Raw genomic sequence first — 21,167 nt, 5'->3', positions numbered from 1 at the left:
AAAGCCACATTTTTTAATAGGGAATGCTTTTTTTATTTTATAAAAGGAAAAAACTTTTGGAAATTGTCAGTTCATGACTGTGATAAAAGGCATGAACTGACAATGCTTTACCGAAAACAGAGGGTTAGTAAATTTCGGGCACAATCATGGTGTCTGGCGTGGGCTGGCGTTCGTAATCTGCATGATACACGCGCGGTGGCAAAACCACTTCGGGGCGTGGCACAGGCTTATACGGCACTAATGAGAGCAGGTGGTTCATGCAGTTTAGCCGCGCACGCTTTTTATCTACGGCCTGCACAACCCACCACGGAGCTTCCTCGATGCTGGATTTTTCCAGCATGGTTTCCTTGGCCTTGGTGTAGGCTTCCCACCGGCGGCGGCTTTCAAGATCCATCGGGCTGAGCTTCCACTGCTTCAACCGGTCTTCCATGCGGGCGCGGAAGCGGGCTTCCTGCTCATCATCGGTGATGGAGAACCAGTATTTCACCAGCTTAATGCCGCTGCGCACCAACATGCGCTCAAATTCCGGCACAGAGCGGAAGAATTCTTCATATTCTTCATCTGTGCAAAAGCCCATTACGTGTTCCACACCGGCGCGGTTATACCAGCTACGGTCAAACAGCACGATTTCCCCCGCAGCAGGCAGGTGCGCCACATAACGCTGGAAATACCACTGGGTTTTTTCACGGTCTGTTGGGGCGGGCAGGGCGGCCACGCGGCAGATGCGGGGGTTGAGCCGCTGGGTAATGCGCTTGATAACGCCCCCTTTGCCTGCGGCATCTCGCCCTTCAAACAGCACCACAATGCGCTGGCCCGTGGCTTGCACCCAATCCTGCAACTTTACCAGTTCTGTTTGCAGGCGCACCAGTTCCCGAAAATATTCACGGCGGAAGGCGTTTTCAGATTCGGAAATGGTTCCGTCCAGATCGTCTTCCTGCAATTCCAGTTCTATTTCTTCGTCCAGGTCATCAATAATTTCCTGGCGCATCCGCTCACGTTCATGTTCTGCAGCGCGAAGTGTTTCTGTTGCCTGATCTGTCATATCCAAGGCCCTCAAGCAAAAAGCGGGGCACTTTGGGGTGCCCCGCTTATGTTGTGTTAGAAGATGTGGCGGAAGATGAAGTAAAGCACGCCGCTAATCAGCATGGCGGCGGGCAGGGTTGTTACCCATGCCATGGCCATGGCGCGCAGTGTGGCCCATTGCAGGCCGCCGCCCCCGGCAACCATGGTGCCAGCCACGCCGCTGGAAAGAATATGCGTGGTGGAAACCGGCAGGCCATAGCGTTCTGCCAGGCCAATGGTGCCCATGGCCACCAGTTCTGCCGCAGCACCCTGCGCGTAGGTGAGGTGGGTTTTGCCAATTTTTTCACCAACGGTCACAACAATGCGCTTCCAGCCCACCATGGTACCAAGGCCCAGAGCCAGCGCCACGGCAATTTTAACCCATGTGGGAATAAAGCGTGTGCCAGCGTTAAGCTGCCCCATAAACTTGCTTAGCTCTGCGGTTTCATCCCCCGTAAAGCCAGAAACCTTGCCCATGTTGCGCACGGCTTCCGCCACCAGATACATATCTGTGCGCACGTTTGGCACGGCTGCTGCCGGAATAGCCTGGAGGGAGTGATAGCTGCCAACAGATTGCGCAATATCATCAGACAGCACGCCAAGGGCGGAATAGATTTCCGGGCGGGCGATTGCTTTGGTGCGCAGCGCATCGGTAACCTGTGCGCGGGCTTCTTCTGCACTTGGCAGGCTAGGGGCGGGGGAGCCGTGCACTTCAAACACATGCGCGGCCTGCTGTGCGGTTTGCACAAAGGCGGGCATCATGTCATCGGGCATGGCGCGGTTAAGCGCATACGCCGTAGGGGCCGCACCAATAAGAATAAGCATGATAAGGCCCATGCCCTTCTGCCCATCGTTACTGCCGTGAAAGAAGGAAACACCCGTGCAGGTGCCTACCAGCAAGCCACGGATCCACAGTGGCGGCGGGGCATCACCCTCTGGGGCGCGATACAGGGCTGCGTTGCGGATAACCAGACGCATCAGGATTAACATGCCCGCAGCCAGCACAAAGCCGCAAACGGGGGAAAACAGCAGGGCAGAAAAAACCTTGCGCACCTGAGACCAGTCCACCCCATACAGGGCGCTACCGGCAGGAGACATAAGCTGGTTTGCAAAGCCAACACCAAGGATAGACCCCACCAAAGCGTGGGAGGAACTGTTGGGAATACCAAAGGCCCATGTGGCCAGGTTCCAGATAATGGCGGAAAGCAGCAGGGCAAAAATCATGGCATGGCCAGCGCCGCTGCCAACTTGCAAGATAAGCTCTACTGGCAGAAGCGTAACAACGCTGTACGCCACCGCCCCGGATGAAACCAGAACGCCCGCAAGGTTCCACATGCCAGACCACACAACCGCCACCAATGGGGGCAGGCTGTTGGTGTAGATGACGGTGGCCACGGCGTTTGCCGTATCGTGAAAGCCGTTTACAAATTCAAACCCCAGCGCAATCAGCAGCGCCAAGGCCAATAAAGCAAAGGCCCCAATGGCCATGCCGTTTTCACCAGCAGAGCGCAGGTCTGCCAGAACACTATACCCTACAAAAACAAGAGCAGCCGTCACCACACCCATAAAGAACATGCGGAAGGCCTGGTTGGTGCCTCCCTTCATGTTTGGGCGTGGTGCGGCAGCCGGACTCAGCAACGTGCCGGACATGGATTTTTCCTGACTGTCAATTTCACTCTATGGGGGAAAAGCAGATATTTTCCCGTCCTGCTGTCAGGTTTCAGACGGCGTGGGCCGGCTTACCGGCCGCATGGGCCGCTGAAGCAGGGCGTGCACCAGCACACACCTTGCGGCGTGCGGTATGCGGCAGGGCTGCATACGGGTGCGGGGTGCCGTTACGTTCCCATACATAGAGCAACGTGGTGCGCCAGCGCTCACGCACGGCTTCGCGCCACTTTGGCTTATGTGCATCGGGCTGCATTGCAGTAACTGGTTCAGCACACATTGTCTGCTTCTCCTCCAAACAGGATGAGCAGTCCTTTAGCCCCTTGTTGGCCTATTGTGCGTGACGCTTTCATGACAAACGTTGAGAACCGCTCGCAAAAGAGTAAGGCTAACGCTCTGAAAACATGTTATTATATTGAAATAATAATATCACATATGCGTTAAAAACATATATTACCTTCTATAGGCCGGAACGCCGCCTTTCCTCCCTACGTTGGCACTCGTGTAACGCTGTGCAGATGTATGGAAAGGTCAGGCAGAACATGTCGGTTCAGATTTCAAGAGAAGCCCTGCTGCGTGCGTATCGGAGCATGCGTACCATTCGCGTTTTTGAAGAACGCCTGCACGTGGAATTTGCCACAGGGGAAATTCCCGGATTTGTGCACCTTTATTGCGGCGAGGAAGCCTCTGCCGTGGGGGTGTGCGCTAACCTGACAGATAACGATACCATTGCCAGTACGCACCGTGGCCACGGGCACTGCATTGCCAAAGGCGTGGAAGTAGGCGGCATGATGGCCGAAATTTATGGCCGCCATACCGGTGTGTGCCGCGGTAAGGGAGGGTCCATGCATATTGCGGATCTTTCTAAAGGCATGCTGGGGGCCAATGGCATTGTGGGTGGCGGGCCACCGCTTATTTGCGGGGCTGCTCTTTCTCATAAAACGCTTAAGGATAACGGTGTGGCCGTGGCGTTTTTTGGTGATGGCGCTTCTAACGAGGGCACTACGCTGGAAAGCATGAACCTTGCCTCTGTTTGGCATCTGCCCGCTGTGTTTGTGGTGGAAGACAACGGATATGGAGAGGCCACAGGGGCATCTTACGCCTGCGCAGGCACGCAAAAGGATAGGGCCGCCGGGTTTGGCCTGCCGTATTTCTCCTGCGAAGGAGATGATTTTTTTGCAGTGTATGAAACAGCCCGCAACGCCATAGATCACGCACGCTCTGGCGAAGGGCCGGTGATGCTGCATGTGCATCTCAGCCGCTGGTATGGGCACTTTGAAGGCGATGCCATGACCTATCGCAAGGCCGGGGAAGTGGCCGAGCAAAAGAAAGATCATGATTGCCTCAAAAAGTTTCGCGCCCGCGCGGTGGCGGAAAACCTGCTGCCCGAAGGCGATATGGATGAAATAGACGCCGCCGTGGCGGATGAGGTGGAAAGCGCGGTTGTCACCGCCAAGCAGGCGCCGTGGCCGCAGGACAAAGACCTGATGGCCGATGTGTATGCGCGGTACTAACCCTTCCACCAGTTTTTCAGCCACACAGGCAAACGGGAACCAGAACAATGGGTAAAAAGAGTTTCAGACAGGCCATTAACGAAGCCCTGCGGCAGGAAATGCGGCGTGACCCACGGGTGATCCTGATGGGCGAGGATATTGCCGGGGGCCGTGGCGGCACCGCTGGCATTACAGATGCATGGGGCGGCGTGCTGGGCGTAACCAAAGGGCTGTGGGAAGAATTTGGAGATGACCGCGTGCTGGATACGCCTATTTCCGAAGCTTCCTACATTGGTGCTGCCGCAGGTGCGGCCGCTACCGGCCTGCGCCCCGTGGCCGAGCTGATGTTTGTAGATTTTGTGGGCTGTTGTCTGGATCAGATTATGAATCAGGCGGCCAAGTTCCGCTACATGTTTGGCGGCAAGGCCACCACGCCGCTGGTTATCCGGGCCATGTATGGTGGCGGGTTTAGTGCGGCGGCCCAGCACAGCCAGGCGCTTTACCCGCTGTTTACGCATATTCCGGGGCTTAAGGTTGTTATCCCGTCATCACCCTACGAGGCCAAGGGCCTGCTGATAGAAGCTATCCGGGATGATGACCCCGTGATCTTCCTTGAAAACAAAGTGATGTATGATGATGAGGAAGACGTGCCGGATGAGGCCTATACCATCCCGTTTGGTGAAGCGAATGTGACGCGTGAAGGAGAAGATGTCACCATTGTTGCCATGGGCCGTATGGTTGGCATGGCCAACGCCGCAGCAGATGATCTGGAAAAGCAGGGCATTGGCTGCACAGTGATAGACCCGCGCACCACATCCCCGCTGGATGAAGAAACCATTTTAGAATCCGTATCCGAAACAGGCCGCCTTGTGGTGGTGGATGAAGCCAGCCCGCGCTGCAACATGGCGTGCGATATTTCTGCCCTTGTGGCGGAAAAAGCGTTTTTCAGCCTTAAAGCGCCTATCCGCCGTGTGGTGCCACCCCATACGCCAGTGCCGTTTTCCACCCCGCTGGAAAAGCTGTACATGCCGGATGCAAACAAAATTGCCGCCGCTGTGCGCTCCATTACCTCCAGCCAGAAGCAGAAGGTTGCATAAGCCATGACAGACACCATTACAGCACTGACAATGCCCAAGTTTGGCTTGGCCATGACAGAAGGCAAGCTGGCATCATGGACAGTATCTGTTGGCCAAAGCGTGCAGCAGGGTGATGAGCTGGCGGATATTGAAACCACCAAAATTACCAGCAGTTATGAAAGCCCCGCCGCAGGCGTGCTACGCAAACAGGTGGCAGAAGCGGGGGAAACCCTGCCCGTGGGCGCACTGATTGGCGTTCTGGCAGATGCTGAAACGCCAGATGTGGATATTGAAGCCTTTATCAAAAACTTTCATGCAGACAACCCGCAGGATGCCGCGGCAACGCAGGATGCCACCGCAGGTGAACCCAAGCAGATCACGGTGGGCGAGCACACGTTGAATGTGCGTGATGTTGGCACGCAGCAGGGCACGCCCATTGTGCTGGTGCATGGTTTTGGTGGAGATATCAGCAACTGGCTGCTCACGCAGGATGCTTTGGCGGCAGATAGGCGCGTAATAGCATTTGATCTGCCGGGGCATGGGGCTTCCTCTAAAAACGTGGGCACAGGCACGTTGGCGTTTCTGGCCGGTGTGGTGAGTGACCTGCTGCAAACGCTCAAGATAGAAAAAGCCCATGTGGTGGGCCATTCTTTGGGGGGCGGCATAGCGTTGACCTTGCTGCGAGACCACCCAGAGCAGGTTGCCAGCCTAAACCTGCTGGCCCCCGCCGGGCTGGGCAAGGATGTGAATGCAGATTTCATTAGCGCTTTTGTGGATAGTGAAAGCAGCCGGGATATGAAGGCTGTTTTGCAAATGCTGGTGTATAACAAAGCACTTGTTGGCCGCAAAATGGTGGATGCCGTGCTGCGTGCCCGCAGGCTGGATGGCGCGCGGGATGCCCTGCACGTTATTGCCAAGGCGTGCTTCCCTAACGGGCATCAGGCAGATGATCTGCGCTCCGTGCTGGCCGGAGCCGAAACACCTACCCAGATTTTCTGGGGCAAGGAAGATGAAATTCTTTCTGCCTCCAACGCCTCTGGCCTGCCGGATATCATACCGGTGACAGTGTTTGAAGAAACAGGCCATCTGCCGCAGCTTGAGCGTGCAACAGATATGAACAAAGCCATTGCCGTGTTTGTAAAAGACCCCGAAGCCGCGCTGAGCATGGCCCGGATGGACGCCACAGCCTAATACCCCAAGCTTTCCCCAACATGCCCTGTAATGCAGATGCCTTTTATACATAAAGTGTAGAGGGCATCTGCATATTGTTTGTTAAAAACGCTGCATTGTTCTTTAGATATGGGAAGCCATGTTATGACATGCACGCATTTCCGGCACGCTGAATCCGGGTGCATGAAATTGATCTGGATCAAGGGAGAGGCGATCAGAAAGCGGTGATACTCCTAAGCGTGATCACAAGGGCGCCGCGTGCCGGGCCCTTGTGCCAGAACAAGGAGGATAAAATGACCAGTTACGTGAATACAGGCCGCTCCCCAGTTGTGCGTGTTCCTGTTGGCACGGTACGGGTGGCAGATCCGTTTTCTGTTCTGCAGCGGCAGATGAGCCGTTTGTTTGAAGATTTTAAAACACCAGAAGGGGCAGCCGCCGCTACAAGCCGCTTGGGCGCAACCGATATTACAGAAAACGCTAGCGCCTACGTGGTTGCCACGGAAGTGCCGGGTTGTTCTGAAAATGATATCAAGCTGGGCACAGCCAACGGGCTGCTGACCATTAGCGGCGAAAAGAAAAAGCCCGAACTGGCAGAAGGCACAAAGCACCACGTTGCGGGCCGACAGTTTGCTGCTTTTGAAGATTCCTTTGCTATTCCCGAAGATGTGGATGTGGATAAAATTTCTGCCAGCATTAAAAACGGTGTGCTGACAGTAACCATGCCCAAAAAAGCAGAAGCCAAACCGGCAGAACGCCAGATTGCCATTAAGGCAGGCTGAAAACAGCGGAACCTTAAAACCCCGCTAGGAAAGATAGATTTATGAGCACGAAAAACAAAACAGTACAGATCGGCAGCACCAAATACGAAATGCTGGGCGTTATCAATGATGGTGACAGCAAGGTGCGGCTGAAGGACAGCGCAGGCAAGGTGGAGGAAATGACAAGTGATTCCTTCATTACCCAGTTGAACGAAGGCAAGGCCAAGTATCTGGACTAATTAAGAAGCCGGATAGAAAGGTGTTGCTGTTGGCAGGGTGTATAAAGGCCCGCATTGTGGGGTTTACCCAACACACAAAGCGGGCGCTTTAAAAATACAGGGGCAGGCAGGATGCGGTGAACCTGCCTGGTCTGGCCCTTATACGGGTGGGCCGCCCCTGTGTGGCAGGTTTGCGTTATCAGGTTCCCGCACTGGCTGATGTTTTCAACAGGCCGGTGCGGGAATGCTTTTTTATAAACGGTGTAAAGTGTGGCTTAGTCCATCCGCACGGGTGGGCGCACAAAGCCATCCAGCCAATCCGTAAAGCAGGCAATCATGCCGCGGAATGGCCCATACAGTTCAAACTGATGTTGCCGATACAGCGCCATATGGCCCAAACGCGCGCTAAGGCCGTGCATAAAGCCGCCGCCAAAGGTTTTGCCATCTGCAAATGCGCCCCAGCCGTTGTAATCCCCCAAGGCCACAATGGCCCCGCGGTTTCTGAACTTAAAGGCAGGCACGGGCTTTTTGTTAAAGATAAAGCCCGGCAGATAGCGTGCCAGATGGTGTGCTTGCTGGCGGGCCACCTGTGCGGTAGGGGCCAACGGGCTATCGCTAATAAAGGCGCAATCCCCCACAGCAAAAATGCTGTCATCCAGCGTGGTCTGCAAATTGGGGCGCACCAAAAACTGGCCGCCACGCCCACATTCCAAACCATCCATTTGGCGGGTAACATCGGGGGCTTTTACGCCCGCCGCCCAAACGCGAAACTGTGCATCTACACGGGTGCCATCTTTAAGCATAAAGCCGTGTTCATCCGCACCGCTTACCATTGTGCTGGTAAGCACCTTGATCTTAAGTGCTTCAAGCTGCTTTTGCGCGGCGGCAGATACATTTTTGGGGAAGGCAGGCAAAATCCGCGGCCCGGCTTCTAACAATGTTACGCGCATTTCCGGCGTAACAGGCGTGAAGTTGTACAAAGAGCCAATATCCAGCGCCTTGTGCAGTTCAGCCGCAAGCTGTACGCCTGTAGCGCCTCCGCCAACAATGGCAATATCTAGCGGAGATCCTCGGCCATAGGCCTGAATAACCGCATGGCGGAAGCGCTCGTTAAAGTTATTGGCTTCTACAATGTTGTCTAGGAAGATGCAGTTTTCCACCACGCCCGGCGTGCCAAAATCATTCGCACGGCTGCCAATGGCAAAAATCAGCACATCGTAATCCAGATACCGCTCATCCAGCAGCACCTCGTGGTCTTCTTCTTCCAGCGGGGCCAGCTTCAGGCGTTTGGCGGCGCGGTCTATCCCGGCAATTTCACCATAGCAAAAGCGGAACCCATGCGCCGCAGCGTGAGAGATAAAGGTGATGCGGTCATTCTCGTTTCTGGCTGTGCCCGCAGCAAAGCAGTGTAACATGGGCTTCCACACATGGCTGAAGCCCTTGTCCACCAATGTAATATCTAACTTGCCGGAGCGCCCAAGGCTATTGCCCAGCCGCGTTGCAATAGCCATGCCTGCAACACCGCCGCCAACAATAACCACCCTAAACCGATCACTCATCCCACAATATCCCCCTTGCTCCGCACCATGCGGTGCGGAGGAGTGCCGTGCAATCCACTACTTGTTGATCTCACGCACCCGTTTATTGTGTTCTACCGTGGTACGCGCCGTTTTGATGCCCAAAGCGGGCGTAATTAGGAAGCGGCTAAATCCACCACACCAATTACACCTTCTTCGGTGCCAAAACCCAGCGTGCAGCCATCTGGGCTATAGGCCAGCGCCGTAATGGCCCCCGCCTTGCCCAGTGATACGGGCAAAACCCGCTGGGTAGATGGTTCCATCATTACAACGGTACCATCTGCAAAGCCAGCGGCCACAACCTCTTGCTCTGGGTGAAAGGCTACGCGGGTGCACAGCGCACCGCCTGCGCCCGGCAGTTCCATGGGTGGTTTGCCCATAGGGCCACCCCCAAAAAACGGCCACATCACAACGATGTCAGCACCGCTGGTGGCCAGCCATTTGCCGTTTTTGGAAAAGGAGAGCGAGCGCACTTTGGTAGGGTATCCGCTCATGCGTATGTTGTGGCCATCTGCCAGCCGCCAACCGTGCAGGTCATTATCCTGCATGGCGGTTACAACGGCATCACCCGCCGGGTGCATGGCAATATCAAGGTGGCTGCCTTTCCATTCCAACTGGCGGGGCTTGCCATCTTTGGATTGGGTGAACCACACAGAAACACCATTGTAGTGAGAAACCGCAATGCGCTTGCCTTTGGGGTCAAACACAATGCCGCCCACGGTGGTGGGGTGTTCCAGCGTACGGGTTACAGTGCGGCCCGTGGCATCGCGCAGTTCTACATTTTTGCCCGCAGCGGCGGCAATTACGGCAGATTTGGCATCTACATAGGTGGTAATATGTTCCACCCAGCGGCGGCCTTTGCCCAGTTCCTCAATCTCGCCAGATGGATCAAGGCGGCACAGGCGGCCATCATCACCCCCCGTTAAAAAGCAATCGGGCAGCGTATCGGCAGAAAGGCAAAGGGCAGGGCCATCATGCACGGCATAGGTGTTCCATGCCTCTGGCGTAAGCTGGTCTTCACGGTGTACCACCACCACATCACCTTCACCCGTGGTAAAGGCAAAGCGGCTGTTATCCCGCGTGGCGGCGCAGGCGGTAATTTCACCTTCCACCTGTAGATGGGCGCCGCGTTTTTCAATAAGGCCGCGTAGGCTTTGTGTCTCGGTGCTCATGCGGCAATGCAGCTTTCAAGCCCGCGGCGCAGTTGGGGCCGGTTGAGGTTGCGGCCAATAAACACAAGGCGGCTTTCACGCGGTTCATCTTTCTTCCACGGGCCGATGTTGTCTCCATCCGCCATCATGTGCACGGCCTGAAAAGCAAAACGATCATGCTGGCCTGCAAAATCCAGAATGCCCTTGGTGCGCAGGATATCTCCGCCTTTTTCCTGCAACAATGCGCTTACCCATGCCTGAAAGCGCCCGGCATCTAAGGGCTGCTTGACGGTAAGGGAAACGCTGGTGATATCCCCTTCATGGTGATGTTCAGGCGTGTGTTCCAGAAAATCCGGGGCGTTTTCCAAAATGCGTTCTAGATCAAACCCGCCGCGGTCCATTACGTCTGTAAGCTTTACGTTGCCTTTTTTGGCGGGGTAGATGGGCGCTGCGGCATTGATCTTGCGTATGGCGTCTTCCACCGTTTTTAGCTCGGCGGCATCTACAAGGTCTGTCTTGTTCAGGATAATTACATCTGCAAAAGCAACCTGCTCGTGCGCTTCGGGGCTTTCCTTTAGCGTGGTCAGGAAGTTGCTGGCGTCCACCACGGTTACCACGGCGTCCAGCTTGGTTTTTGCACGCACATCTTCATCGGCAAAAAAGGTTTGGGCCACGGGGGCAGGGTCTGCCAAGCCAGTGGTTTCTACAATAATGCCATCAAATTTGCCGCGCCGTTTCATCAGCCCGTTTAAAATACGGATCAGGTCTCCGCGCACGGTGCAACAGATGCAGCCATTGTTCATTTCGAACACTTCTTCATCTGCATCCACAACCAGATCGTTATCCACGCCCAGTTCGCCAAATTCGTTAATCACCACGGCGTATTTGCGGCCGTGCTCGGCAGTTAGGATGTGGTTGAGCAGCGTGGTTTTGCCCGCGCCCAAAAAGCCGGTCAGCACGGTTACCGGTATGCGGCTATCGGGCGCGGCGGCGCTTGCAGGCGCTGAAGATGCATCGGACATCGGGAATGAACCTTTCCAGTACAAACAACTGTTGCAACATATAGGGTGCAATAGCGCTCTAGGCCAGAACCTAAGCCAACCGGCGGATCAGCCTTGCTTTGAGGGGGAAGACTGCCCGCGAGAGGCCTGGCGTGCGGTATCTGTGGCCGTAACAACAGATGCGCTGTTTTGTTTGGGGGCGGTGGTGCGCACAAAACGCACGGCCAGCGCACCATACAAGGCATGGCTGCACAGGGTGCGGGAAACGCCAAAGGCCAGAAAGGCGCTGGCCAGCAGGGCAAGGGTGATCTGCTGGTTATCGCACATTTCCATGACAATAACCGTGGCGGTAAGCGGAGATTGCGTAACCGCTGCAAAATAGGCCACGGTGCCCAGCAGCACCACGGCCCCCGGTGCGGTGTGGGGCAAAAACTGCGCCACCCAGCCACCCATGCCCGCGCCCACAGAAAGCGAGGGGGCAAACAGCCCACCGGGAATGCCCGAACAGTAAGATACAATGGTGGCCAGCAGTTTCAGCACAAAAAATGAGGCCGAATACTGGTCTGACCCCATAATGATGTCACGCGCCTGCACGTAGCCTGTGCCGTATGTCATGCCGCCAGAAATCAGGCCGATAAGGGCCAGCAACACCCCGCACAGGGCTGCAAACGCAACCGGATGGCGCGTAATAAACGCCCCAAAAGCCCCCGGAATACCACGAGATATGCGTACAAGCAGGGCAGAAAACCCACCCCCGCACAGCCCGCCAATAATGCCGCACGCCAGAACGGCCAGCCAGCTTGTACCCACCGGCACGGAGGAATAGGTGTGCCCAAAATACGTGTAGTTGCCCACAAGTGCGATAGCTGTCACGCCGGAAATCACCACGCATGTCAGCATGGTGCCACTGGTGCGTTGTTCGAAGGAGTGGGCCAGTTCCTCAATGCCAAACACAATGCCAGCCAGCGGAGTGTTAAAGGCGGCGGCCACACCTGCGGCCCCTCCGGCTTTAATAAGCGCACGCTGGCGGGTAATATCTGTAATGCCCATATAATGGCCCACCGTATGCATGATGGAAGCCCCCACCTGCACGGTTGGCCCTTCTCGGCCAATGGATGCGCCAGAAAGCAGCCCAAGGCATGTTAGCAGAATTTTGGCAAAGGCAATGCGCAGCGCCAGCACCTTATCTACAATGGCATTGTTATTAAGGTGCATGCACGCAATGGCCTGCGGAATACCGCTGCCCTGTGCGCCCCTAAACCATGTGCGCGTTAGCCACGTAGAAAGTGCCAGCCCGCCGGGGGTTACCAGCAACATCAGCAACGGGCTTATTTTTAAAATATGGTCTCGCACATGGGCGGCGGCATCGGCCAGTGCGGCAAAGCCTACGGCCACCACGCCCACCATAATGGCGCCAGACCAGTAAATAAATTTTCTGCGCCAGTTTACGGTGCCCGCTTTGGCGTGTTCTCGCAAATGACGAAGGGATTCAGTCGTGGGGAACACGCTGGCAGACATGGGCGGCATCCGTAAAGGCATAAAGGGTAGGAAAAAGGATGCAACCGAGTGTAGCATTTCATACACAACATGAAAGAGGCGATAGTTCTTTTGTGCCGAATATTTATGGCACGCGCCGCTTTTATTATGCGCTGGCCCCATTATCGGGCCGTGCAGCGGGTGTGGGGTAGGTTTCTGCCGGGCCTTTCCAGAACACAATGCCCTCGTGCTTGGCGTGCGTATCTGGTTCTACATGAATATGCACCAGCGTGCTGCCCATGCTGGCGCGCAGGGCAGCTTCTATGCGGTCACAGATATCATGCGCGGTGTTAACGCTCATGGCGCCGGGCACCACCAGATGGAACTCTAAAAACGTAACAGCCCCCACAATGCGGGTGCGGATATCGTGCGCCTCAATCGCCCCTTTGCCGTTGGCGGCAATAATGGTGCGAATTTCTTCCATTGTTTCGGGTTCGGGGGCTTCATCCATCAGCCCGGAAACAGATTCGCGCATGACTTCCCAGCCTACGCGCAGCACGTTTATGGCCAAAAGCCCTGCCAGAATAGCATCCAGCCGCACCCAGCCGGTAAGCGGAATAAGGGTAACACCCACCACAAGGGCAACGCCTGTCCATACATCGGAAAGCACATGCTGCCCGCCTGCCACAAGGGCGGGAGAGCGGCGCTTTTGCCCCACCCGCAGCATAATAAGCCCCCATGCCAGATTAACCACGGTGGCAAGGGCGTTCAGCCCCAACCCCAGCCAGGGGGCCTGTGGTGGGTTGGGGTGCAGCCAGCCATGCACCGCTTCATCCCCAATAACAAAAGCTGTTACAACCACCAGCGCGCCTTCTGCCACGGCAGAAAGATATTCCGCCTTGTGGTGGCCGTAGGGGTGGTTGGTATCTGCTGGCATTTCAGCCACGCTTAGCGCCCACAGCCCTCCGGCGGCGGCTACCACGTTAATAATGGTTTCAAGCGCATCGGCATACAGGGCAATGCTGCCACTGGTGGCATAGGCGGCGTATTTGAGCCCCAGTGCGACAAAGCTAACACCAAGGCTAACAACAGCAATGCCACGATTGCTGGAGGGCAGGGGAAGTTCTGGCACGTAAACAACAATTCTGGCTGGCGTGGCGGCATAAAATGCGCGGGAAAAGGAAAGGCGTGTCAGACGGTGTGCGGGTCTGTTAAGGCGCAGGATGGGGCATAATCTGCGCCTTCTATCTGCAAGGTGGGGTGCACAATGCCAAAGCGTTCACGCAGGGCGGCGGCGGCTTTTTCCAGCAGGGCGGTATCACTTTCCTGCACCGTGGCGGAGGTGCGCACCAAATGCACCGTTAGCGCTGTTTCCGTGGTGCTAATGGGCCAGATGTGCAGATCATGCAGATCCGCCACACCGGGCAGGGTGCGCAAAAAGCCTTCTACGGCCCCGGCATCCACCGCGCGGGGCACGGCATCCAGCGCCATATCCAAGGAATCCCGCAGCAAAGACCATGTGCTGGCCACCACAACAATGGAAATGGCCAAGCTTATGGCAGGGTCTATCCAGTTCAGGCCCGTTAGCAGCACCAAACCGCCTGCTATCACCACGGCAAGGGAGGTAACAGCATCCGCCATAAGGTGCATGAAGGCCGCGCGAATGTTGAGGTCTCCCTTCTGCCCAGAGGCAAAAAGCAGGGCGGTGGCGCCGTTCACCACAATGCCAAGGGCGGCCACAATCATCATGGTTTTGCCAGCTACGGGGGCGGGGTCAAACAAGCGGGTAATGGCTTCCCACGCTACGCCGCCTGTTACCAGCATCAACACCAGCGCGTTGGCCAGTGCCGCCAGAATGGATGAGCGCCGCAACCCATACGTAAACCGCAGCGAGGGCGAGCGTTGGGAAAGGTGCTGGGCCATCCATGCCGCCGCCAGCGCCAGCACATCGGAAAGGTTGTGCCCTGCATCGGCCAGCAGTGCCAGCGAGTGCGAGAAAAAGCCCCACAGCGCTTCGGCCACCAGATAAAGGCTGTTGGCCGCAATACCTATGGCAAACGCTTTGCCGAAGGAGGCTGGCGTATGCACATGGGCGTGCCCAAAACCGTGGCTGTGCCCGCAACTTCCACCCGCAGCATGGTTGTGCCCGGTATGGTCATCATGCCCAGCGTGATCATCATGGGCGTGATCATGCTCTCCTGCGCTGCATTCATACGCGTGGGTGTGCGCATCTGCTGCGGGATCATGCTCTGCGGTGCAGGCTTCTGCATGGCTGTGCGCGTCTGGTTGGCCCGGCGTGTGGTGTGCATGACCACAGGCTGAATCCGCAGGCTGGGAAGAGGGCATATGATCGTGCGGCGAAGGCATGGGAAGAAGCATTCCTGAATGAATGGAACAATAATGGCTGGGCAGGGGCAAACCAACAGGACCAACCCGGTCTGTCTTATCTATGTCTGCTAAGGATGGCAGGGAAGGGCAACATCTTTTTTGTGACCCACACCGCCAATATTGCGCCACACGGCAGAGCAGCTTAGGGAAAGAGCAGATTTTTTTCACGCCTGTTTGAAAGGTAAGGGCACAGCGCATGCTCAGATTGACCGAATTACGGCTTCCGCTAGACCATTCGCCACAGGCGTTGGCACAGGCAATCTGCGAGCGGCTGAACATTACCCAAGATGCGTTGGAGCATTACAGCGTGTTCAAGCGCGGGCACGATGCCCGCAAGCGGGTGGCCATTAAGCTGGTTTATGCCGTGGATTGCACCGTAAGGGACGAGGCCGCCGTGCTGGCCCGTTACCGTGCCGCCCACCCCAAGGATAACCACGTACAGCCATCCCCCAACATGGAATGGGTGCCCCCTATTGCTAATGGGGCAGAACTGGCTGCTCAGCCCAGTTACAAGCGCCCTATTGTTATAGGTGCCGGGCCGTGCGGCTTTATGGCCGCCCTTGTGCTGGCGCGCATGGGCCTGCGCCCGCTGCTGCTGGAACGCGGCAAGGTGGTGCGTGAGCGCACAGTGGATACGTTTGCCCTATGGCGGCGCTCTGAACTTACGCCAGAAAGCAACGTGCAGTTTGGTGAGGGCGGGGCCGGAACCTTTTCTGATGGCAAGTTGTATAGCCAGGTTAAAGACCCACGCTTTTTAGGCCGCAAGGTGCTGGAGGAGTTTGTAAAAGCTGGCGCGCCGGAGGATATTCTGTATCTGGCCCACCCGCATATTGGCACATTCCGCCTTGTTTCCATGGTGGAGCATATTCGGCGCGAGGTAGAGGAAGCAGGTGGGGAATACCGTTTTCAAACCCGTGTGGATGGGTTGGTGCTTAACCCGCAAACCCGCGCGGTAGAAGGTGTGCGCACTGCTGAGGGTGAGACCATACACGCCGATCACGTTATTCTGGCCGTGGGCCACAGCGCGCGTGATACGTTTGCCATGTTGCAGGCCGAAGATGTGGCCATGCAGGCCAAGCCGTTTTCCATTGGGGTGCGGATTGAGCACCCGCAATCGGTCATAGATGTGGCGCAGTTTGGCCCCAGCGCGGGAAACGAGCTTCTGGGCGCTGCGGAATATCGGCTGGTGCACCATGCCAGCAACGGGCGGGGCGTGTATTCCTTTTGCATGTGCCCCGGCGGCACCGTGGTGGCGGCTACTTCGGAAGAAGGGCAGGTGGTTACCAACGGCATGAGCCAGTATTCCCGCGCCGAGCGTAACGCCAATTCCGGCATAGTGGTGGAACTGCGCCCCGGTGTGGATTACCCGGATGACCCGCTGGCGGGCATGGCCTTTCAACGCCAATGGGAGCGCAAGGCGTTTGAACTGGGAGGTGGAGATTACCGTGCCCCCGCCCAGCGTGTAGGAGATTTTCTGGCAGGCCGCCCTTCTACCACGTTGGGGGATGTTGTGCCCTCCTACAAACCGGGCGTAACCCCCACCGATCTTTCAAAATGCCTGCCCGATTTTGTGGTGGAAGCCCTGCGTGAGGCCCTGCCGAAGTTTGACCGCAAGATCCGCGGCTTTGCCATGGAAGACGCGGTGATGACCGGGGTGGAAACCCGCACATCCTCCCCCTTGCGCATTCCACGGAATGAGGGCGGGCAGTCTATCAATACGCCGGGCCTGTATCCGGCGGGTGAAGGGGCAGGTTATGCGGGTGGTATTCTCTCTGCCTCTATGGATGGTATCCGCATTGCGGAGGCCGTGGCCCTTAATCTGGCAGGCAAGCCAGCCACACTGCCACCCCGTTAGGTTTTTTGCGCCTTCAGGGTGTGGAGGCGTCTTCTGTCTGGGTGGCAAATTCTTCCACCAGTTCCATAAACCGGCGCGGAGCATCTGCATGCACCCAATGGCCTGCGCCGTTGATTGTTTCCAACCGATAGTGCGGGAACAGATGGCGCATCTGTGGGTAATTGGTGGGCTGAATATAGGGTGATGTTTCCCCCCGAATAAACAGCGTGGGGCCACTATATTGCGCACTAGGGGGCAATGTGGGCCAGCCCATCATGGCGGGCATTCCGGCCAGAATGTCGTGCATGCCAATGGCCCAGCCGGGGTTATCCCCCATGCGGATGTTCTGGATCATCAATTGCCGCACGGCATCATTGCTTATCAGCGGGCGCAACAGCTCATCTGCGCTGCGTAAATCCAGATGCGGGGGAAAAACCAGCTTATCCAGCCCCGGCGGCAGATCCATCCGCGCAAAGCCACCCTGGCCGGGGGCAATATCCACCACCAGCAGGCTTTGCACGGCCTGTGGGTGAATAAGGGAGAGCATCATGGCGGTTTTGCCACCCATGGAATGGCCAAGCACCAAGGCTTTTTTGATGCCATGATGGTGCATGGTTTCCAGCACATCTTCCGCCATGGCGGGGTAGCTCATGGGGCCGTGGGGGCTGTTGCCGTGGTTGCGTAAATCCATTGCCAGCGTTTGGCGGGAGGCGGCCAGCTTACGTTGCACAAAACCCAGATTGCGCGCACGGCCAAACAGCCCGTGCAACAGCACAACCGGCGGCAGGGGAGAGGGGGCATCGGGGCCGCGTTCAATCACGTTCAGCAACACGGTGGCCGTATCCTTTTTTGCGTAAGGGCTGGTGTTATCCTTGCGGTTGTGCCGCGCTTTGCCCCGAAATGCGAGAGGGGGCGGCATGTTTTTTCTTCACCTTCCAGAGAGAGGGCAGGCGTGGCACAGTTGGGGCGATGGGCAACCCTTTAGCCGGCGGGCACGTTTGGTGTGAATGCTTTCTGGCGCTGGCCCACCATAGGTGTGCGTGGTGACACGCCACAGATAAAAACGGGAGAGCGCAAGCAATGCAGAGATGTCTTGTTATTCTCAGCCAGCAGGATCAGGCGGAAGTGCTGCTGAACATGGCCGCACAGTTTCTGGCCCGCGTAAACGGCAACCGCATGGATGTTCTGGCCGCGCGGGAGCCTCCTACGCAGGTGCTGGGCAATATGGGCCTGACAGATGAAAGCGCTGCCGTGCTGCGCGAAAACCAGCGTGAATGGGCCGATAGCCTGCACACAATTTTCCACCGCTGGCTGGCGGAGGAATATGGTTCTGGCGCAGAACGGTTAAGCAAGGTGGAAGTAAACTGGCTGGACCCCGAAATTACGGTGGACAGAATTATCAGCGGTTATGGCAAGGATGCCGATTTGCTGATTATGAACTTTCCCGATAGCCGGGATAGTGACCAGAAAAAACTGGCCACCCGTTCAGCCATTTTTCAAACAGGCCGCCCCGTTCTGTTTGTGCCACCCTTTTGGGATCGCCCAAGTGGGGACCATATTCTGATGGCATGGAAAGATACGGAGGGTTGCCGCAAGGCGTTTGCCTCTGCCCGCGTATTGCTGGCGCAGGCCAAACAGGTGGATGTATTGCAAACACCGGCTTCCCCCATGCCGATGGATATCTTGCCCGGCATTACGCCCGAACGGGTGGAGATGAATCCAAGTGATGATGCCAGCAAGGCCGCACAATCCATTCTGGGTGAGGTAGATGCCCGGCGGGCGGATTTGTTGGTGATAGGCGGGTATCAGCACAGCATGCTGTATAATCGGCTTATGGGCAGTGCTACGGATTATATTCTGGCCCACCCGGATGTGCCGGTCTTTTTGCAGCACTAACGCACATACAAGGGGCGTATTGTGTAGGAATACGGCTTCCCCTTTGCTAAGGCGGGCATATGCCCGCTTTTTCTTTTTTTGCCCGCCATCGGTTTTGTGCTCACTGGCCTGTATGGCACGTGGTTGTGCTGGCATTGCTGCCTGTGCTGGTGCATCTGCCAGAACTTCTGGGCCCGATGCTGTGGGGTGGCGCAACGTCCGACCCTATTTCTGTGCTTTCGGCAGGCACGCAAACGCGGCGCAACTGGCTGGAAGGCGGCATGTTACCCGGTTTGCCGGGGTGGGTAGATGGCTGCGCGGGTGTTATTGTGCAGGCATTGGGCCACTTGGCCGCAGCAGATTGGCGGCATGGTGTTTTGCCGTGGTGGAACCCGTATAGCGGCGTGGGCATGCCGTTGGCGGGGGAGTATCAGCCCGGCGCGTTCTTTTTGCCTTTTGTGCTGCTTTTAGGCCTGCCCGGTGGGCTGTTGCTGCTTAAAATTGCGCTGCAAATTCTGGCAGGTTTTTGCATGTACGCCCTGCTGCGCAAGCTGGGGCTGGATGCGCGCGTGGTGTTGGCCGGTGCTGTGCTGTGGGCGTTTAACGGCACGTTTGCGTGGGCATCGGATGGGCCAAGCCAGCCGCTGGCCTTTTTGCCTTTGGCCTTGCTGGGGGTGGAGGTGTTGCGTGGCACGGCACATGGCTGGGCCGATATACGTAACTGGGGCCTGCTGGCCCTTGGCTTGGGGGGCATGGTGCTTTCCAGCTTTCCCGAAACTGCGTTTTTGCAGGGCACATTGGTATTGTGCTGGGCTTTTTTGCGTCTGGCGCAACAGCCTGCGGGGGCACGCGCACCGTTTGCCGCCGCCATTGCGGTTGGCGGCAGCACGGCCCTGCTTTTAGCTGCCCCGCAGCTTGTGGCGTTTGCCACCTATTTGCCCCATGCGTGGGTGGGAGACCACGCAGCGGGTATTTCCATCACCCAGCCCATCACATGCTGGGCTATGGCGCTGTTTCCTTACATCAATGGCCCCATTTTTTACGGCCCGGCCTCTCGGTACGAGGCATGGTGGAGTGTTGGCGGATATTGGGGGGCTGTGCTGCCATTTTTGGCACTTCTGGGCCTATGGGGGCGGCGAGACCGGGCGGCACGTATTATGCTGGCGGCCTATTTTGTGGCTTGTGTGGGCAAGCAGGCCAACCTGCCCGGCATAGCCCCGCTTATGGATATGATACCCGGTATAGCCCTCACGTTTTTCCATCGCTTTTGCTACCCGATGGAGGAAATGGCGCTTATTCTTCTGGCCGCCTTCGGGCTGGATGATGTGTGCCGCAATATTGGTGCTCAGGCGGGCGCGGGTGTTGCAAAACAACGTGTCAAAAGCTGGCTGATATCCGCATGGCCTGCGCTGTGTGCCGGTGGTGTTCTGCTGCTGTCCACCTATGCCGTATGGCGCTGGAACGCCCCCGCACGGGCTGATTTATGGGGCTTTGCGCAAGGGCCTGTGCCTTCCCGCTTTTATGCTTTTGGCTCTGTGCTGGCAGGTGGTGCATTGGTGGCACTATGCCTTGCCGCGTTGCTATTGCCGGTTTTGGCGCGGTGGCGCTGTGCTGTTCTGGCAAGTGCCGTGGTGGCAGAAGCGCTTTTTCTGTTTTGCGTGCCGCTACTCTCCACCCGCAGCGTGCTGCCGGTAGATGCCACGCTTATCAACACCATGAAGGCACAAATCGGGCTGAACAGGTTTGTATCTCTTGGCGGGTTGGCTCCCAATTATGGTGCGTATTTTGGGCTGGCCTCTCTCAACCACAACGGCGTGCCCATGCCTGCTGCGTGGATTGCCCGTTTGCAGCAGGATTTTGGCGCAAACCTTAACCCCGTTACGTTTGATGGCATTACGCCTAACACCCCGAATGGGCACTTCTTTTTGCAGGATGTTCTGGGCCAAAAGCCGGAGGTTCTGGAACGCTTGGGCGTGGCTCTGGCAGTTGTGCCGCATGGTATGGTGCTGCCGGGCCAGCAGGAGGCCCCCGCCGAAAAACGTCTGCAATTGCTTTACAGCAGTGCCGCGAATGATCTGTACCGCCTGCCTCATCCCGCCCCGTATTTTGAGACCGCAGAGGGCTGCGAGATCCACCCAATCTCCCGCACCGTACTCCGCACACATTGCCGCACGGCTGCCCTACTTATTCGGCACGAACTTATGCTGCCCGGTTGGCATGTGCGCATCAACGGGCAGGAAGCCGCTATTGGGTATGAAGAAAACCTGTTCCAGCGCATCACTTTGCCAAAAGGGGCCGCGGATATTTGCTTTTCCTTTACCCCACCCGGTATGGCGTGGGGCTGGGCGGGGCTGGTGTTTGGCTTGGGGTTGTTGGGATTGGGCTTTAGGCGCAGACAAAAATGAAAAAATCCTGATTCTACA

Annotated in this window: 18 protein-coding genes; 8 read left to right on the top strand and 10 right to left on the bottom strand. The window is 56.9% G+C overall.

The features are described 5' to 3' along the window. Positions 1 to 124: 124 nt before the first annotated feature. From ppk2 to FKW19_RS03475, 3 genes are all read right to left on the bottom strand, one after another. Positions 125 to 1,042: a polyphosphate kinase 2 gene (gene ppk2 / locus FKW19_RS03485; protein ID WP_089178678.1), complete on the bottom strand. Its 918-nt coding sequence runs from the start codon at positions 1,040 to 1,042 to the stop codon at positions 125 to 127. A 56-nt stretch (positions 1,043 to 1,098) separates the two neighbouring features. Further along, entirely contained in the window at positions 1,099 to 2,712 is a 1,614-nt protein-coding gene (locus FKW19_RS03480) for an inorganic phosphate transporter (protein WP_006117113.1), read from the bottom strand. A 70-nt stretch (positions 2,713 to 2,782) separates the two neighbouring features. Next, positions 2,783 to 3,007 carry a hypothetical protein gene (locus FKW19_RS03475; protein ID WP_170315329.1) on the bottom strand — a complete coding sequence of 75 codons (225 nt, stop codon included), beginning with the start codon at positions 3,005 to 3,007 and terminating at the stop codon, positions 2,783 to 2,785. A 238-nt stretch (positions 3,008 to 3,245) separates the two neighbouring features. Between FKW19_RS03475 and FKW19_RS03470 the strand changes: the two genes are divergently transcribed. The 5 genes from FKW19_RS03470 to FKW19_RS15345 all read left to right on the top strand — a co-directional run bounded on the left by FKW19_RS03470 (position 3,246) and on the right by FKW19_RS15345 (position 7,463). After that, the gene (locus tag FKW19_RS03470; RefSeq protein ID WP_035354178.1) at positions 3,246 to 4,241 is read left to right on the top strand and encodes a thiamine pyrophosphate-dependent dehydrogenase E1 component subunit alpha; all 996 of its coding nucleotides are present in this window, start codon (positions 3,246 to 3,248) and stop codon (positions 4,239 to 4,241) included. Positions 4,242 to 4,288: 47 nt separating this feature from the next. Continuing rightward, on the top strand, positions 4,289 to 5,317 hold the full coding sequence (locus tag FKW19_RS03465) for an alpha-ketoacid dehydrogenase subunit beta (protein WP_063353664.1): 1,029 nt from the start codon (positions 4,289 to 4,291) through the stop codon (positions 5,315 to 5,317). 3 nt (positions 5,318 to 5,320) lie between these two features. Then, the gene (locus FKW19_RS03460; protein ID WP_089178679.1) at positions 5,321 to 6,487 is read left to right on the top strand and encodes an acetoin dehydrogenase dihydrolipoyllysine-residue acetyltransferase subunit; all 1,167 of its coding nucleotides are present in this window, start codon (positions 5,321 to 5,323) and stop codon (positions 6,485 to 6,487) included. A 203-nt stretch (positions 6,488 to 6,690) separates the two neighbouring features. After that, complete coding sequence (locus FKW19_RS03455) at positions 6,691 to 7,245, top strand: Hsp20/alpha crystallin family protein (RefSeq protein ID WP_170315330.1); 555 nt, start codon at positions 6,691 to 6,693, stop codon at positions 7,243 to 7,245. A gap of 41 nt (positions 7,246 to 7,286) precedes the next feature. Continuing rightward, entirely contained in the window at positions 7,287 to 7,463 is a 177-nt protein-coding gene (locus FKW19_RS15345) for a hypothetical protein (protein ID WP_162870722.1), read from the top strand. A 254-nt stretch (positions 7,464 to 7,717) separates the two neighbouring features. On the opposite strand, the gene FKW19_RS03445 is transcribed toward FKW19_RS15345, so the two are convergent. The 6 genes from FKW19_RS03445 to FKW19_RS03420 form a co-directional block, all read right to left on the bottom strand. After that, complete coding sequence (locus FKW19_RS03445) at positions 7,718 to 9,001, bottom strand: NAD(P)/FAD-dependent oxidoreductase (RefSeq protein WP_063353666.1); 1,284 nt, start codon at positions 8,999 to 9,001, stop codon at positions 7,718 to 7,720. A gap of 134 nt (positions 9,002 to 9,135) precedes the next feature. Further along, positions 9,136 to 10,191 carry a WD40 repeat domain-containing protein gene (locus FKW19_RS03440; RefSeq protein ID WP_089178680.1) on the bottom strand — a complete coding sequence of 352 codons (1,056 nt, stop codon included), beginning with the start codon at positions 10,189 to 10,191 and terminating at the stop codon, positions 9,136 to 9,138. Then, positions 10,188 to 11,192 carry a GTP-binding protein gene (locus tag FKW19_RS03435; RefSeq protein ID WP_063353668.1) on the bottom strand — a complete coding sequence of 335 codons (1,005 nt, stop codon included), beginning with the start codon at positions 11,190 to 11,192 and terminating at the stop codon, positions 10,188 to 10,190. Before FKW19_RS03435 ends, FKW19_RS03440 begins: the two co-directional genes overlap by 4 nt. An 87-nt stretch (positions 11,193 to 11,279) precedes the next feature. Beyond that, on the bottom strand, positions 11,280 to 12,689 hold the full coding sequence (locus tag FKW19_RS03430; protein WP_050793164.1) for a chloride channel protein: 1,410 nt from the start codon (positions 12,687 to 12,689) through the stop codon (positions 11,280 to 11,282). Between the two features lie 124 nt (positions 12,690 to 12,813). After that, the gene (locus FKW19_RS03425) at positions 12,814 to 13,779 is read right to left on the bottom strand and encodes a cation diffusion facilitator family transporter (RefSeq protein WP_089178681.1); all 966 of its coding nucleotides are present in this window, start codon (positions 13,777 to 13,779) and stop codon (positions 12,814 to 12,816) included. Between the two features lie 59 nt (positions 13,780 to 13,838). Then, a complete protein-coding gene (locus tag FKW19_RS03420) occupies positions 13,839 to 15,026 on the bottom strand; it encodes a cation diffusion facilitator family transporter (RefSeq protein WP_089178682.1) in 1,188 nt (395 codons plus the stop codon). A 205-nt stretch (positions 15,027 to 15,231) separates the two neighbouring features. Between FKW19_RS03420 and FKW19_RS03415 the strand changes: the two genes are divergently transcribed. Then, positions 15,232 to 16,890, top strand: a complete 1,659-nt coding sequence (locus tag FKW19_RS03415) for an NAD(P)/FAD-dependent oxidoreductase (protein WP_089178683.1) — start codon at positions 15,232 to 15,234, stop codon at positions 16,888 to 16,890. Positions 16,891 to 16,903: 13 nt separating this feature from the next. On the opposite strand, the gene FKW19_RS03410 is transcribed toward FKW19_RS03415, so the two are convergent. Beyond that, positions 16,904 to 17,701: an alpha/beta fold hydrolase gene (locus FKW19_RS03410; RefSeq protein ID WP_089179888.1), complete on the bottom strand. Its 798-nt coding sequence runs from the start codon at positions 17,699 to 17,701 to the stop codon at positions 16,904 to 16,906. Between the two features lie 248 nt (positions 17,702 to 17,949). Between FKW19_RS03410 and FKW19_RS03405 the strand changes: the two genes are divergently transcribed. Next, the gene (locus FKW19_RS03405) at positions 17,950 to 18,765 is read left to right on the top strand and encodes a universal stress protein (protein WP_006117128.1); all 816 of its coding nucleotides are present in this window, start codon (positions 17,950 to 17,952) and stop codon (positions 18,763 to 18,765) included. Positions 18,766 to 18,824: 59 nt separating this feature from the next. Continuing rightward, positions 18,825 to 21,149: a hypothetical protein gene (locus FKW19_RS03400; protein ID WP_089178684.1), complete on the top strand. Its 2,325-nt coding sequence runs from the start codon at positions 18,825 to 18,827 to the stop codon at positions 21,147 to 21,149. Positions 21,150 to 21,167 lie beyond the last annotated feature (18 nt).

The sequence above is a fragment of the Acetobacter sp. DmW_125128 genome, assembly GCF_008704325.1.
GTDB lineage: Bacteria > Pseudomonadota > Alphaproteobacteria > Acetobacterales > Acetobacteraceae > Acetobacter > Acetobacter oryzifermentans.
Note: the sequence above shows the minus strand (reverse complement) of the source record. Positions and strands in the feature narration are given on the sequence as shown.

Bases quoted from the DNA above. Each gene is read 5' to 3' on its own strand.
- FKW19_RS03420 (WP_089178682.1), bottom strand. From the start codon at position 15,026: ATGCTTCTTCCCATGCCTTCGCCGCACGATCATATGCCCTCTTCCCAG.
- FKW19_RS03480 (WP_006117113.1), bottom strand. From the start codon at position 2,712: ATGTCCGGCACGTTGCTGAGTCCGGCTGCCGCACCACGCCCAAACATG.
- FKW19_RS15345 (WP_162870722.1), top strand. From the start codon at position 7,287: ATGAGCACGAAAAACAAAACAGTACAGATCGGCAGCACCAAATACGAA.
- FKW19_RS03460 (WP_089178679.1), top strand. From the start codon at position 5,321: ATGACAGACACCATTACAGCACTGACAATGCCCAAGTTTGGCTTGGCC.
- FKW19_RS03435 (WP_063353668.1), bottom strand. From the start codon at position 11,192: ATGTCCGATGCATCTTCAGCGCCTGCAAGCGCCGCCGCGCCCGATAGC.
- FKW19_RS03475 (WP_170315329.1), bottom strand. From the start codon at position 3,007: ATGTGTGCTGAACCAGTTACTGCAATGCAGCCCGATGCACATAAGCCA.
- FKW19_RS03445 (WP_063353666.1), bottom strand. From the start codon at position 9,001: ATGAGTGATCGGTTTAGGGTGGTTATTGTTGGCGGCGGTGTTGCAGGC.
- FKW19_RS03470 (WP_035354178.1), top strand. From the start codon at position 3,246: ATGTATGGAAAGGTCAGGCAGAACATGTCGGTTCAGATTTCAAGAGAA.
- FKW19_RS03415 (WP_089178683.1), top strand. From the start codon at position 15,232: ATGCTCAGATTGACCGAATTACGGCTTCCGCTAGACCATTCGCCACAG.
- FKW19_RS03440 (WP_089178680.1), bottom strand. From the start codon at position 10,191: ATGAGCACCGAGACACAAAGCCTACGCGGCCTTATTGAAAAACGCGGC.
- FKW19_RS03430 (WP_050793164.1), bottom strand. From the start codon at position 12,689: ATGTCTGCCAGCGTGTTCCCCACGACTGAATCCCTTCGTCATTTGCGA.
- FKW19_RS03400 (WP_089178684.1), top strand. From the start codon at position 18,825: ATGCCCGCTTTTTCTTTTTTTGCCCGCCATCGGTTTTGTGCTCACTGG.
- FKW19_RS03405 (WP_006117128.1), top strand. From the start codon at position 17,950: ATGCAGAGATGTCTTGTTATTCTCAGCCAGCAGGATCAGGCGGAAGTG.
- ppk2 (WP_089178678.1), bottom strand. From the start codon at position 1,042: ATGACAGATCAGGCAACAGAAACACTTCGCGCTGCAGAACATGAACGT.
- FKW19_RS03465 (WP_063353664.1), top strand. From the start codon at position 4,289: ATGGGTAAAAAGAGTTTCAGACAGGCCATTAACGAAGCCCTGCGGCAG.